This is a genomic window from Pseudoalteromonas sp. T1lg23B, assembly GCF_002964665.1.
GTDB lineage: Bacteria > Pseudomonadota > Gammaproteobacteria > Enterobacterales > Alteromonadaceae > Pseudoalteromonas.
On the sequence record NZ_PQBZ01000013.1, the window covers coordinates 314,004 to 328,441 of the forward strand.

At 44.1% G+C, this 14,438-nt stretch carries 11 protein-coding genes; all 11 read left to right on the plus strand.

The genetic code is table 11. The features are described from left to right. Positions 1-19: 19 nt before the first annotated feature. The 11 genes from C2M32_RS05015 (at position 20) to C2M32_RS05065 (ending at position 14,437) form a co-directional block, all read left to right on the plus strand. Positions 20-475 carry a DUF1249 domain-containing protein gene (locus C2M32_RS05015; protein WP_105167402.1) on the plus strand — a complete coding sequence of 152 codons (456 nt, stop codon included), beginning with the start codon at positions 20-22 and terminating at the stop codon, positions 473-475. Beyond that, positions 462-1,235 carry a metallophosphoesterase gene (locus C2M32_RS05020; protein ID WP_105167403.1) on the plus strand — a complete coding sequence of 258 codons (774 nt, stop codon included), beginning with the start codon at positions 462-464 and terminating at the stop codon, positions 1,233-1,235. Before C2M32_RS05015 ends, C2M32_RS05020 begins: the two co-directional genes overlap by 14 nt. Next, a complete protein-coding gene (locus tag C2M32_RS05025) occupies positions 1,220-1,786 on the plus strand; it encodes a YqiA/YcfP family alpha/beta fold hydrolase (protein ID WP_105167404.1) in 567 nt (188 codons plus the stop codon). The genes C2M32_RS05020 and C2M32_RS05025 overlap by 16 nt, the downstream gene beginning before the upstream one ends. Before the next feature lie 32 nt (positions 1,787-1,818). After that, complete coding sequence (gene parE / locus C2M32_RS05030; RefSeq protein ID WP_105167405.1) at positions 1,819-3,714, plus strand: DNA topoisomerase IV subunit B; 1,896 nt, start codon at positions 1,819-1,821, stop codon at positions 3,712-3,714. Positions 3,715-3,771: 57 nt separating this feature from the next. Further along, positions 3,772-4,836, plus strand: a complete 1,065-nt coding sequence (locus C2M32_RS05035) for a PQQ-dependent sugar dehydrogenase (protein WP_442792695.1) — start codon at positions 3,772-3,774, stop codon at positions 4,834-4,836. 8 nt (positions 4,837-4,844) lie between these two features. Beyond that, positions 4,845-7,148 carry a DNA topoisomerase IV subunit A gene (parC, locus tag C2M32_RS05040; protein WP_105167407.1) on the plus strand — a complete coding sequence of 768 codons (2,304 nt, stop codon included), beginning with the start codon at positions 4,845-4,847 and terminating at the stop codon, positions 7,146-7,148. Between the two features lie 244 nt (positions 7,149-7,392). Further along, positions 7,393-8,565 carry a hypothetical protein gene (locus tag C2M32_RS05045; RefSeq protein ID WP_105167408.1) on the plus strand — a complete coding sequence of 391 codons (1,173 nt, stop codon included), beginning with the start codon at positions 7,393-7,395 and terminating at the stop codon, positions 8,563-8,565. Between the two features lie 705 nt (positions 8,566-9,270). Further along, a complete protein-coding gene (locus C2M32_RS05050) occupies positions 9,271-10,860 on the plus strand; it encodes an aminotransferase class I/II-fold pyridoxal phosphate-dependent enzyme (protein WP_105167409.1) in 1,590 nt (529 codons plus the stop codon). Between the two features lie 22 nt (positions 10,861-10,882). Beyond that, positions 10,883-11,980, plus strand: a complete 1,098-nt coding sequence (locus C2M32_RS05055; protein ID WP_105167410.1) for an amidinotransferase — start codon at positions 10,883-10,885, stop codon at positions 11,978-11,980. A gap of 10 nt (positions 11,981-11,990) precedes the next feature. Then, entirely contained in the window at positions 11,991-13,376 is a 1,386-nt protein-coding gene (locus C2M32_RS05060; protein ID WP_105167411.1) for a flavin monoamine oxidase family protein, read from the plus strand. Positions 13,377-13,684: 308 nt separating this feature from the next. Beyond that, a complete protein-coding gene (locus C2M32_RS05065; protein ID WP_158678140.1) occupies positions 13,685-14,437 on the plus strand; it encodes an acyl-CoA desaturase in 753 nt (250 codons plus the stop codon). Position 14,438 lies beyond the last annotated feature (1 nt).

A 14,438-nucleotide genomic window follows, 5' to 3' on the forward strand; every position in this document is an offset into this window, starting at 1 on the left:
TTAGAAGTGGGGTATATCGTTGAGCGACATAGTTGTAGAACGCGCATATGTGCAGTCATTGCCAAAATACATTACGCTGTGTGAACGTAACTATTTGCGTGCGCTTAAGGTGTTACCTCAGGAAGAGCATGGGGCGCAAAGGGCGATAGAGCTGGCCAATGTACATTATGTCATTGAGGTTCAGGGGTGTGCCAGATACACGACGGATATCACCATTAAGCAAACTTCCGTCAGTAGTGAGTTTTTTCCAAACTTACATCTTTCCGTACGTCTCTATCATGATGCTAAAGTTGCGGAAGTGATCCATCAGGATTATCACCAGCGCATTAAACCTTCATATCGTTACCCTAACCCAAACATGCACCAAAAAGATGAAAAATATCAAATCAATGCCTTTTTGGCCGACTGGTTAATGGCGTGTTTGGAAAGCGGTAAGACGCCACTGAACTGGGATGTGAATAATGGCTTGGTTTGATGAGGTCCATCACTTTAAAAAACGTAAAATAAAGCTTGCCCACATTACCGATAGTCATCTTTTTGCCGACCCACTTGGTCAGTATTTTAATGTCAATACGGCGCAATACTTGCAGCAAGTGTTGGAACAACTTAACCAGTATGAAATTGACGGCGTGATATTTGGGGGAGATTTGACCCAAGATCACAGTCTCGCTTCATACGAGTTATTCAGCTCACTGCTCACACGTTCAGGCTTGTCTTGTCCAGTTTTTTGGGTGCCGGGCAATCATGATGAAATACCGTTGCTTGAGGGGATGAGTCAGGGGCTGATAAGCACTGCAAAATACTTGCGCACTAACGAACTAGATATTTTACTGTTAGACTCCAAAGGTGAAACGCCTGCTGGCTGGTGTGGCTCACAGCATCTCCAAGATATCGCGGCAGTGCTCAAAAGATCAGATAATAAAGCGATTGCTTTTTGCCATCATCACCCTTTAGCCATTAATGGTTATTTGGATAAACATATTCTGGAAAATGGGCCGCAGTTACTCAATACATTGGTCAATGCAGGTGATGTATTAGCGCTGTTTCATGGTCATGTGCATAACGAGTATCACGCTCAGTTTAGAGGGCTTGATGTGTATGCGACTCCAGCAACATCAATTCAGTTTGCTAAGCATGTTAGCGACTGGCAACAACAGGATTGTGGTCCTGCCTGGCGGTTAATTAGCATTGATGGACAAAGCTATTATACCGAGGTCATATGGCTAAGCGAGTGATTTACATTCATGGCTTTAATAGTTCAGAACTGTCAGCCAAAGCCCAGCAATTTGGTCTATGGCTAAAAGAACAGGCGTTTCAATGCCACTATATTGCACCACGACTTCACTATGATCCTCGAGTTGCAATGGTGCAGCTTGAATCTTTACTGGATAGTAATACGGTATTGATGGGCAGCTCCCTCGGAGGGTTTTATGCCACTTATTTATCACAGCAGCACAATATTCCAGCGGTTGTGATCAATCCAGCAGTGAGACCTTTTGAATTATTGGCGGATTATTTGGGCCCACAGTATAATCCCTATCAACAGATACATTATCAACTGGGTCAAGAACATGTGTATGCTCTGCGGCGGATGTATCTACAGCAACTCACAGTCCCATCATTGTTGATGCTTTTGCAGCAAATGGGGGATGAAGTTCTGCCGTACCAAGATGCGCTGCAATACTACAAATCGTGCCCGCAAAGGATAGAGTTTGCTGGTGATCATAGTTTTATGGGCTTTCAACGTTACTTTGACACTGTTGTCAATTTTCTTAAAATCACGTAAAACAGAACGAATTAAATAAAAAGAATTTACCTATGAGCGAGCAAAATTATAACGCCGAAGCGATTGAGGTTTTAAATGGTCTAGAACCTGTAAAACGTCGTCCTGGCATGTATACGGATACCACGCGCCCTAACCATCTTGGACAAGAGGTGATCGATAACAGTGTGGACGAAGCGCTCGCAGGGCACGCTACCAAAATAGATGTTATTTTACATGAAGATAACTCGCTTGAAGTCATTGATGACGGTCGCGGTATGCCTGTGGACATTCATCCAGAAGAAGGCTTGCCGGGCGTAGAGCTTATCCTTACTAAACTTCATGCGGGTGGTAAGTTTTCAAATAAGAACTATCAGTTCTCAGGTGGTTTGCACGGGGTAGGGATCTCGGTTGTAAATGCTTTATCGCGCCGAGTGGAGATCACCGTTAAACGTGATGGGCAAGTCTATGAAATGGCCTTTGAGCATGGTGATAAAGTACAAGATCTCTCAATCACAGGCACGGTAGGCAAGCGTAACACCGGCACATCAGTGCACTTTTGGCCAGATGCTAGCTATTTCGACTCCGCAAACTTCTCTTTGGCCAAGCTCAATCATGTACTTAAAGCCAAGGCGGTACTGTGTCCAGGCCTTAGAATTCGTTTTGTTAATAAACAAACCAAGGAAACCCAAGAGTGGCACTATGAAGCGGGTCTTGAGGATTATCTAAAAGACAGTTCACAGGGCTATGAAGTTTTACCCAAAAGCCCATTTACGGGCAGTTTTAGTGGCTCCACCGAGGGCGTTGATTGGGCATTGCATTGGTTGCCTGAAGGCGGAGAGTCAATAACCGAAAGTTACGTGAACTTAATACCGACTGCGCAAGGTGGTACCCATGTTAACGGTTTAAGACAGGGACTACTCGAAGCGATGCGAGAGTTTTGTGAGTTTCGCAACCTGTTACCACGCGGCGTCAAACTAACGCCTGATGATATCTGGGATAGATGTAGTTATGTATTGTCGGTAAAAATGCAGGATCCGCAGTTTGCGGGGCAAACAAAAGAAAAGCTGTCTTCGCGTTCGTGTGCCACGTTTGTATCGGGTATCGTCAAAGATGCTTTTAGTCTTTGGTTGAATGAACATACCGACACGGCGGAATTACTCGCGGAATTATGCATCAACAATGCCCAAAAACGGATGCGAGCGGCAAAAAAAGTGGTTCGCAAGAAAATCACTTCAGGTCCAGCATTGCCAGGTAAACTAACGGATTGCTCTGGCAGTGAAACTGAGCGCTCGGAATTATTTCTTGTGGAAGGGGATTCTGCTGGTGGCTCGGCAAAACAAGCACGAGACCGTGAATTTCAAGCCATCATGCCGCTTAGAGGTAAGATTTTAAATACTTGGGAGGTCGACTCAGGTCAAATTCTCGCCTCACAAGAAGTCCATGATATTTCGGTGGCATTGGGGATTGATCCTGACTCTGAAGATTTGTCAGGGCTACGCTATGGCAAGATTTGTATTCTTGCGGATGCGGACTCCGATGGATTGCATATTGCGACCTTGTTGTGTGCGCTATTCGTTCGTCATTTCCCAACGTTAGTTAAACAAGGGCATGTATTTGTGGCCATGCCACCATTATTTAGAATCGACGTGGGTAAAGAAGTGTATTACGCCCTTGATGAAGATGAGAAAAAAGGTGTGCTAGACCGCATAGAAGCTGAAAACAAACGCGGTAAGGTAAATGTGCAGCGCTTTAAAGGTCTAGGTGAGATGAACCCTTTACAGCTTCGTGAAACAACCATGGATCCAAATACGCGACGCTTAGTGCAACTAACACTGGATGAACCGGAGCAGACCATGGAAATGATGGATATGCTATTGGCCAAAAAACGTTCGGGCGATCGAAAAGAGTGGCTTGAAAACCATGGTGATAAAGCACAAGTTGAGGTGTAAATGATGAACCGCTGCACCGTACTAGCATTGAGCGTGCTCATCAATTTGTTGATATGGATGAGCTGTGCTTCAGCAAATGATGAGTTATTAGAACGGTTAACACTGCCAGCAGGTTATGAGATCAGCTACTTTGCGAAAAATGTTGAAAATGCTAGGCAGCTTGCCGTTTCGTCAACGGGGGTTGTGTATGTTGGCTCAAGAAAAGCGGGCAAAGTCTATGCCCTGATTGACCATAATCAAGATGGTGTCGCGGATCGCCAGATAGTGTTGGCTCAAGGGCTCAATATGCCATCCGGTTTGGCGCTCAATCAAGGCGATTTATATGTCGCTGAGGTTCATCGTATTATTCGTTTCAAAAGCATTGATAAGCAACTTAAAAAACCAAGCTTCGAAGTTGTTTTTGATAAGTTACCAACGGACCGTCATCATGGCTGGAAGTTTATTCGCTTTGCTGATAACGGTGAGCTGTTAGTGCCGGTGGGTGTGCCCTGCAATGTGTGCGCTGAAGACGAACAGTATGGCCGTATTTTTTCACTGAACTTAGAGAGTAAAAAGCTGACCACCGTAGCGCAAGGGGTGCGTAACTCCGTTGGATTCGATATTAATCCACAAAGCGGTGCGCTTTGGTTTTCTGACAATGGCCGAGATATGATGGGAGATGACATTCCGCCTGATGAAATAAACCGTGTGAGTGTGGATGGCGAGCATTTCGGTTTTCCATACGTACACGGTGGCAGTGTGTTAGACCCAGAGTTTGGCAAAGGTAAAACACTTACCGATATGCAAAAATACACAATGCCAAAACTTGCTCTACAGGCCCATGTCGCGCCACTGGGCATTCATTTTTATCGTGGTAAGCAGTTTGCAAAAGCGATGCATAACAAACTGTTTGTGGCGGAGCATGGCTCTTGGAATCGCAGTAAAAAAGTAGGTTATCGTGTGATGATGGCCACCATTAAAGAAGGCGAAATTACTGCCTATGAGCCCTTTATTAGCGGCTTTTTAGATAAAGAACAAACCTTGGGTCGTCCGGTTGCATTTGCCGAGCTTGCTGATGGCAGCTTATTGGTGTCGGACGATTTTGCTAATGCGATATATCGCGTTCGCTATAACAATAAATAGGGTGTTACATGACTGATCCTCAAACCTTGTCTTTACAGGGGATTGAACAACAAACGATGGGGCGTTTTACCGAAGACGCCTATTTGAACTACTCCATGTATGTGATCATGGACCGAGCTTTGCCTCATATCGGCGATGGTTTGAAGCCGGTACAGCGTCGTATCGTGTATGCCATGAGCGAGCTGGGGTTATCAGCCGCTGCGAAATATAAGAAATCAGCCCGTACCGTGGGTGACGTGTTAGGTAAATATCATCCCCACGGAGATAGCGCCTGTTACGAAGCCATGGTGTTAATGGCACAGCCTTTCTCGTACCGCTATCCATTGGTGGATGGACAGGGTAACTGGGGTGCGGCTGACGATCCTAAGTCATTTGCGGCAATGCGTTATACCGAAGCGCGTTTGTCTAAGTTCTCAGAAGTGTTACTTAAAGAACTAGGTCAAGGCACGGTTGATTGGACACCAAACTTTGATGGCACCATGGATGAACCAAAGGTGCTACCGTCTCGTTTACCACATATTTTACTCAACGGCGTTACGGGTATCGCCGTGGGGATGGCGACCGACATACCGCCTCACAATGTCAACGAGTTGGCGACCGCATGTTGTATGTTGCTTGATCAGCCCAAAACAACACTCGAAGAGCTATTAGAAGTAGTACAAGCACCGGATTATCCAACAGATGCAGAGATAATTACCGCTAAGTCAGAGATCCAAAAGATTTATACGACGGGTCGTGGTTCTATCAAAATGCGCGCGGTTTACACAGAAGAGCAAGGCGATATCGTTATTACTGCATTGCCTCACCAGTGTTCTGGTGCCAAAGTTCTAGAGCAAATAGCCGCTCAAATGACCGCGAAAAAGTTGCCGATGGTAGCGGATTTACGAGATGAATCTGATCACGAAAACCCAACGCGTATCGTGATAGTGCCGCGCTCCAATCGTGTGAAGCTTGAACCTTTAATGGCGCATTTATTTGCCACTACGGATTTAGAAAAAAGCTATCGCGTAAACCTCAATATGATTGGCCTTGATGGCCGTCCTCAGGTTAAAGATTTACAGCAAATTCTATCCGAATGGCTAATATTCCGTCGCGAAACAGTGCGCCGTCGTTTGCAATATCGCCTAGATAAAGTATTGGCTCGCTTGCATATTTTAGAAGGCTTGATGGTTGCCTTCTTAAATATCGATGAAGTTATTGAAATTATTCGTAATGAAGAGAAGCCAAAAGAAGAACTGATGGCGCGCTTTACCTTATCGGATAAACAAGCTGAAGCCATCCTTGATTTAAAACTACGTCACTTAGCCAAGTTAGAAGAAGTGAAAATTCGTGGTGAGCAAGATGAGCTAAGCGCGGAGCGTGATAAGTTGCAGCTGACGTTAGGTTCTGAACGTCGCATGTCGACCTTAATGAAAAAAGAAATTCAAGAAGCGGCTGAACTGTATGGCGATGAGCGTCGCTCACCTGTGATCGAGCGCTCAGAAGCTAAAGCACTGAGTGAAAAGGATTTGATCCCGTCTGAATCTGTGACTGTGGTGCTGTCTGATAAAGGCTGGGCGCGTGTAGCTAAAGGTCATGATATTGATGCGGAAGGTTTAAGTTATCGCTCGGGCGACAGTTACAAAGCTTCAGCCAAAGGGCGCAGTAATCAGCCCGCAGTATTTTTAGATACCTCAGGCCGCGCTTTTGCGACCGAAGCTCACAGCTTACCCTCAGCCCGTAGCCAAGGCGAACCCATGACAGGGCGCTTTAACCTAGGACCAGGATGTAATTTTGAACATGTGGTTATGGGGGATGAAAAAACTCTGTATCTAATGGCAACTGACGGTGGTTATGGTTTTATCACTGAATTTAACGATCTTGTCAGTAAAAATAAGAACGGTAAGGCATTGGTTAGCGTGCCAAAAGGCGCACATCTGATGGCACCTATTACTGTCAATGATGTCGCCACTGATATGTGTATGGCGATTTCAAATGAAGGTCGAATGTTGCTGTTCCCACTTCGTGACTTGCCTAAATTGGGTAAAGGTAAGGGTAATAAGATTATTTCCATCCCCAGTGCCAAGGTTCAAGCGCGCGAAGAGTTTGTTAAGGTACTGGCCTGTGTGCCAGAGGGGAGCTCAGTTACGCTCCATGCTGGTAAGCGTAAACTCACTCTTAAGCCAAGTGATTTAGAGCATTACTATGGTGAGCGAGGTCGCCGTGGTAACAAATTGCCTCGGGGTTTACAGCGTGTCGATGAGTACGAAATAGAGAATAAACTTGCTACTTCAAACATCGAAGAGACACCAGTTGAGCAAAATGAAGAATAAGCTTTGATGTTAATCAGGACTTAAAACGGCGCTGACAAGCGCCGTTTTTGTTTTTCCTTTCTGAGTTGCTACCAATCACACCACTAATTTGCATCGCCATTTAAAACATGTTGATAACTTTTTTTTTACATGTAACCATAATCTCTCTCAAGGAAGTCTGAAACATTTGTTACTTTGCGTTCGTTCAGAGTTGTTTCTTCGGTGAGCTCGACAAGTCAGTGTGAAGAGTCAAAAAGGAGCCTGTATGCGCTTAATCTTTATCAAATGGGTCATCCCTATCGCTGTTCAGCTAATATGTATGGATGTCATGAGTGTTGAGCTCAGTGGCGAAAGTTCACTCCAACAGCGGTTTTACAACAACCGAGCCAACACAATGACTGAGGAAGCAAACAAGCATTGGCATACCTCCTTTGCCATCGAACCTCAGTTACATTGGTTGGGTGAAAACAGCACACTATCATTTGTGCCATATTTGCGTGTCGACAATGTTGATAGTGAACGAAATCTTTTGGATGTTAGAGAGTTTATGTATGTGCATTACAGCGATAACATCGAATTTAAGATAGGGGTTGGTAAGGAATTTTGGGGCGTGACCGAATCACAACATTTGATTGATGTGATTAATCAAACCGACTTTGCCGATGCCATTGATCAGGAGAGCAAACTTGGTCAGCCTATGCTCAATATTGCAACTCATCAGGACTATGGCAGCTTCAGTATTTGGCTATTACCTTACTTTAGAGAGCGAACATTTGCCGGAGTAGATGGTCGACTGGGTCTTGATGTGCCCATTTCAGATAAACCTCTTTATGAGTCGGAACAAAAGCAAAAGCACCTTGATTTTGCAGCAAGATATAGCCACTTCATCGATGAATGGGAAGTGGGGCTCAGCTTTTTTAAAGGCACTAATCGCGAGCCTTACTTTATCGAGCAAGGTGCTAAGCTAACACCTTATTATGCTCAAATGACGCAAACTAGTGTGGATCTACAAGCAATATTTGATGATCTACTGGTAAAACTCGAAATGCGTTATCGTGATAGTCTTGAAAATCAACTGGCCTACATCAGTGGTGTTGAGTTGACCCAGACTGGGGTTGCTAACACGCAGTGGAATTTGGGGTGGATAGCAGAATACTCATACAATGACACCGCGCAGGCATTATATCAAAATGATCTGTTTCTAGGCTGGCGTTTGGCGCTAAATGATTTTAACGGCACCGAAATGCTATTTGGTATAAGCCAAGACTTAGATAATAGCGACGAATACGCTATTAAACTTGAAACATCAAGCCGCATTAATGTTCACTGGAAGTGGCAAATTGAGGCTTGGCTCTTTGAGACAAATAAGTCTGATAGTCCACTTTATAGTCTGAAACAAGATGATTTTCTTGAAATCAATATCTTCTACCACTTTTAACTCTAAAAATGCATCACTAACAACCATATGGTTTTGATTTTTGCAATTGTTTTTTAAACCTTAGTTTTGTTGCTTTTCCATATTTCTACTGATTTTAGAATAATTTATTACGCGAATGCTAATAAAAGTGCATTTACACCGCTATTATCAAATATAGTTCTTTTTCATTATAAATTTTGCTGGTTATTAATGTTTTATGATTTTAACTTGTTGTTTATATTGCTTTTATTTTTGTCTCTGTTTGTTTCTTGCGATCAGGTGAATATTTTTAAGAAGATTATATTTAAAATTGATAAGCATTATCATTATTGTATTCGAGATTGGTAAATGGGGCTAAGTGTATTAATTTTGCATTATTTTTGTAATTAAAAATAAGTTAATTAGGTTAATGATATAAATGATCTATTGATCTTTTATACATTTGTGTTACAAATGTGTGGGTTTTTTGAGCGGTTTTGATTTTGGCTGTACGCTCTTAACTGGTTGTGATGATTATCAGCATGACTCGGTGTGAAACACTGAATGCGGTCGATATGCTAGTTAAGGTACGAAAATCAAGTCTGATGTAATGACGTTTGTCATTTGGCTATTCTCTAATCCTTTTTGATTGTCACGAAATATAAATTACGGACTTTATTGAGTTTATATAAGAATAAAGTATTTAAAAGCCTAGTCGTGCTAGTAGGCTAAATTAGAGGGAACGTCATGAAAGAAGAGTACTTATCAGAAGAAGTGGTAGATCTAGAGAGAGTTGTTGGACTGGAGCTAAATAGTTCTGGGAAAGCAAAATCAGGCACCATAGACGGCGAACAATTGCTCGAATCCTATGTAGGTTTTTGCAATAAATACAAGAAGAAGCGTATTCCACAAAACCTTCACCTAGACCTACAACTCAGTGGTGATTTGGCGCTAGATTCCATTGACCAAGTCGAGTTTTTACTACACGTAGAAAAGACTTTCGGATTATCAATCGACCCAGATAAGTCTACAAATGTAAGAACATTCAGAGACTTATTAGAGCTCATAAATGAAAATCAAGACGCAGATGCCAAGGGCGGCGTGCCCGGTGTAGGGATCACTGACTTACAACGTCACTTGATAGAAGAAGTGCCTCAGTTTTATAACGAGGTAGACGAGCAGCACGGCAGAACCTTGAAAATTAAAGGCAAAGAAGTGTATGACTTCGCATCTGCCAACTATCTAGGCTTGGATTTGGACGAGAGAATTTTTGCGAAAATTGAAGAAGACCTACGCAAATGGGGAACTCACCCAAGTTGGTCAAGAGCGATTGCTTCGCCTGAACTTTACACCAAGCTTGAAAATACTTTAAGCCATGTTGTTGGCGCACCGCGTGTGCTTGTATATCCAACTGTAACGCTAATCCATATGGGTATCTTACCTTTAGTGGCGACGCCCGATACGTTGTTTTTAATGGACGAGCGTGCTCATAAATCAATTCAAGAAGGTGTTGATTTAGCATATGCCAAAGGGGCATTGAAGAAGTTCTTCAAACACAACGACTTGGAAGACTTACAAAGAGAACTTGAAAATGCCAGAGAGTTAGATGCGGTGTATATCTGTATCGACGGCGTGTATTCCATGACTGGGGTGGATGCAAAACTCCCTGAAATGGTAGAGATGATCAGAGACTATCCAAATGCCACCATTTATGTTGATGATGCGCACGGGTTTGGTTTGTGGGGGAGTAATCCTAGTGAAGAAAACCCTTATGGTACAGGCGGCGGCGGGTTATTACGCAAGTACAATATTGACGTGAACAGGGACAAAGTAATCTATGTCGCCGGTCTATCAAAAGCCTTTTCATCCTTAGGCGCGTTTGTCACTTGTCGTAGTGATGCAGAGCTGGAAATGTTTGCCACCGCTGCCACCTTTATTAACTCTGGCCCGTGTCCAACGGCCAGTTTATCAAGTGCTCAAACAGGGTTAGAAATTTCTCAAAGTAGCGAAGGTGATGAACTTAGAAGGCATATTTTCGAACTCACTAAGCGTTTTGTTACGGGTGTACGAGAAGTGGGGCTGGTTGCAGAAAGTTCCGATTTTTACCCGCTGGTTAGTGTTGAAATCGGCACCATTGCAGCAGTGACAGAAGCGGCGAAAATATTGTGGGAGAAGGGGATTTTAATCACTCCAGCAGTGTATCCAAATGCACCTATCAAGCGTTCAATGCTTAGATTTACCATTACAGCGGCCAACACGATTGAAGAAATTGACAATGCAATCAATGCATTGGAGATCGTAAGGGATCTAGTTCCATCGGCACCTTATTACTACTAAGCAAAACTACAAGGAAAGTTTTATGACTATTCATACTAGTGAGCAAAACAAAATAGGTACCTTTACCGAATGGGATCCGTTGGAAGAGGTACTGCTCGGCGATCCTTTAGGCGCCATGAAACCCGGTGAAATGGCGGTTTTTGATGCCGTTGTACCGCCCGAGTATAGCCACGTATTAGAAAATATTTTCCCAAATGGCAGCACCGAGTATCCGAGCGATCTCATTGACGCGGCCAGAAGAGAAGTAACCGAATTGCGAGCCGTGCTTGAAGGTGAAGGAGTGAAAGTGCATGTGGCTCAACCAATTGATTTTACTCAGGCAATAAAAACGCCTGATTGGAGTGTTGCCAATCAGTTTTGTTCATCTAACCCACGAGATAGCTTATTGCTGATAGGAGATCTTATTGTCGAGTCACCTATGGCAGATCGCAGTCGCTACTTCGAAACATTCGCTTATAGAGATGTACTCAAAGAGCTGAATGAGCGTGGTGCGCGTTGGATTTCAGCACCCAAACCTAGGTTGTCGGAAAAATCCTTTGTCAGTGATTTAAAACGCGATGAAGATGGGCGTCCAACTCAGTGGCTCACCACAGAGGAAGAAATCCTTTTCGATGCGGCTGACTTCATGAAGTTTGGTAAAGATATCTTGGTTTCTCGCAGTCACACCACCAATGAAGCTGGGATCAAATGGGTCAGACAAATCTTAGGTTCAGATTTTACTGTGCATGAGGTTGAGACCAAAAACGCATTCGCCATGCATATTGATGACACTATCATGCCGCTTGATGAAGGACGTTTGGTTTATAGCCCTGATTACTTTGACCCAGCGGCGTTGCCAGATATCTTCAAAACTTGGGAAATGTTTGAAGCACCCGAAGTGATTTACAGCGCAAAAAACCGCTTGGGTCGACTTTCTGGTTGGTTGAACATCAATATGTTGAGCCTAGATGAGAAACGTATAATTGTTGAAAAGAATCAAGAGCATACAATTAAGTTTCTGAAAAAGTTAGGTATGCAGCCAATTGTGTGTGAGTTTGAAAATTACTTTCCATTTGTTGGCTCATTTCACTGTGCATCACTGGATATCAAGCGCCGTGGGCAGCTAAGAAACTGCTTCTGAGGGTATCAAAATGAGTGATTCAGTACGCACAGCGGATGTCTGTGTGGTGGGAGCCGGAGTTTCCGGCTTATTCGCCGCAGATAATCTGAGAAAAGCAGGCTTAACGGTTGATGTATATGAGGCACAGAGTCATGTCGGTGGACGCGTTAAAGATACCGTCTGTCATGAAGATGTGACAGTGGAGCTCGGCGCAAACTGGTTCTCGGAGCAGCAACCCTTAATCAAGGCGCAAATTGAACGTTTTGGGATTGAAACAAAACGAACACACAACGATGGTGAACACCTGATTTGGTGGAATGATCAGCGCAGTGCATTTAAGGGCATACTTCCCTCGCTTGGGCCTATTGTCAATTCCGACATCATTCAGGGCATGGCGCGCTTTGAGCGGATCATGGCCAAATTGCAAAACCAAGAACCTTGGGATGAGCAATTTGTGGAATATGACCATATGTCGTTTGGCCAATGGATTGATAAGACATTGTTTACCACCAGTGGTAAGCAATTCTTCCGCATGGTGAGTGAAATGGTGTTTGGGGTCGAGTCACATATGGTGTCATTTTTATATGTGCTCTACTATTCGAACCGTTCAGTGAGCTTGAGTAGCTTGATAAGCGTTGACAAAGGTCATCAAGAACTCAGGTTTACTCATGGCCCTAGACAACTATGTGATCATCTAGCTGCGAGTATCGGAGCGGAAAATATTCTGCTCAATACTCCAGTTCGCGCTATCAAAGTGGCTGATGGTATGGTCACTGTGGATGCGGGGCATGTATCGGGACGTTATCGTTCTGTGCTGTGTGCGATGCCACCACCAGCTGTTAAGCAAGTTATATTTTCACCACCTAGAGACACTGCCAGAGAGCGCTTATTACAAGCGCTTCCCATGGGGCGTGTTATCAAAGTTCAAGCTGTTTATGAAAAACCATATTGGCTAGAACTGGGCCTATCAGGTCAGGTAATGAGTAATCATTATCCGCTCAGTTACACCATAGACAACTCTCCTACTGACAACCAAAGCGGGGTGCTGGCCGCATTTGTGGGGACCAGTCATGCCAAGGCATTTATGGCCGAAGGCGTTGATCGTGAGAAGTTAGTGGCCGATGCGATTGATGACATGTTTGGCAACAAATTCCCGAAACCGCAGAAGGTGCTGATCGAGGATTGGGCTCAAAATGAGTGGATTGGTGGCAGTTATGGTGCCTATTTTCCACCTGGCGTTATGAGCAGGATGGGACATGTATTACGCGAACACGAACCACCCATTTACTGGTGTGGTGCGGAGTATGCGCAAACTCATCCTTGTCAGATTGAAGGGGCGCTAGAGTCAGGGTTGCGTGCAGCGAAGCAGATCACTGAGGCGTTGTTAGCCTGGGATCGTAGCGTTGCGCAATTGTGATTGCTAGCAATATAAGTGATAGAAGTGGCCGAAAGACGCGAGTGAACGCATTGACTCTACTAACAAAAAAGGACGTCTTGATGTCAACTTCGACCACTTTAGAGAAATATTTGAGTGTATCTTATGGACAATAACACGAAAGTAGACTCTGTCTTAACAGAAGAAAAGAGTCCCATGATGTTCGATGAACGCATGGCAAAAACACAGATGTGCATTTCTTGATATTAACTTGCTTGCCAATACCACTTACTGTGGCTGCGTTTGTTTGGTTTCCACCTACCCTGACAAACATTTTAGAATTTTTAGTGATGTGGTTTTTAACCTTAGTGGGTGTGATTTGTGGCAGTCACCGCTACCTATCCCATCGTTCTTTTGAACCGGTTAAAAGCTTAAAGCAATCTTTGGTCGCTCTGGCGTGTATGGGCGGTCAGGGTCCTCCAGTTGTGTGGGCAGCTTTCCATCGCCGTCATCATCAGTTTACTGATAAAGAGGGCGACCCACATACACCTAACCAGCACGACTCAAAATATAACGGTGTTTTTCACGCGGCTTTCGGTTGGATGAAGCGACATGAATATCCTAACCCGATGGTGTATGTACCAGATTTGCTCCGTGACGAAGAGATAGGTGCGGTCAACAAGCATTATTATAAATGGATAGCTTTGGCAATGATATTACCTGCTTTGGCTGAGTTTGCCATTACGCAAAAACCGATAGGCTTGCTCACCGGATTTTTATGGGGTTGGGGAGTGCGTTCGTTCGTGCTCAGTAGCACCATAGGTTATATCAATAGCCTTAACCATTTAATCGGCACAAAGGCTTTTCAGACTAGAGACAACAGCCGTAACCATTGGTGGATGACCATCATCACTTTAGGTGAGTCGTTTCACAACAACCATCATGCCTTTCCACGCTCGGCACATGTGGGGTTGTATGCGAGAAATTTAGACATTGGTTATGGGTTGATTAAGTTGTGGCAGTGGATGGGTCTTGCCAGCAATGTGCAAGTGCCAACACCGCAACGGGTTGAATCAAGGAAGATCTCAAAGGAGGAAAATTAAC

Bases quoted from the DNA above. Each gene is read 5' to 3' on its own strand.
- C2M32_RS05020 (WP_105167403.1), top strand. From the start codon at position 462: ATGGCTTGGTTTGATGAGGTCCATCACTTTAAAAAACGTAAAATAAAG.
- C2M32_RS05025 (WP_105167404.1), top strand. From the start codon at position 1,220: ATGGCTAAGCGAGTGATTTACATTCATGGCTTTAATAGTTCAGAACTG.
- parE (WP_105167405.1), top strand. From the start codon at position 1,819: ATGAGCGAGCAAAATTATAACGCCGAAGCGATTGAGGTTTTAAATGGT.
- C2M32_RS05035 (WP_442792695.1), top strand. From the start codon at position 3,772: ATGAGCTGTGCTTCAGCAAATGATGAGTTATTAGAACGGTTAACACTG.
- parC (WP_105167407.1), top strand. From the start codon at position 4,845: ATGACTGATCCTCAAACCTTGTCTTTACAGGGGATTGAACAACAAACG.
- C2M32_RS05045 (WP_105167408.1), top strand. From the start codon at position 7,393: ATGCGCTTAATCTTTATCAAATGGGTCATCCCTATCGCTGTTCAGCTA.
- C2M32_RS05050 (WP_105167409.1), top strand. From the start codon at position 9,271: ATGAAAGAAGAGTACTTATCAGAAGAAGTGGTAGATCTAGAGAGAGTT.
- C2M32_RS05055 (WP_105167410.1), top strand. From the start codon at position 10,883: ATGACTATTCATACTAGTGAGCAAAACAAAATAGGTACCTTTACCGAA.
- C2M32_RS05060 (WP_105167411.1), top strand. From the start codon at position 11,991: ATGAGTGATTCAGTACGCACAGCGGATGTCTGTGTGGTGGGAGCCGGA.
- C2M32_RS05065 (WP_158678140.1), top strand. From the start codon at position 13,685: ATGTGGTTTTTAACCTTAGTGGGTGTGATTTGTGGCAGTCACCGCTAC.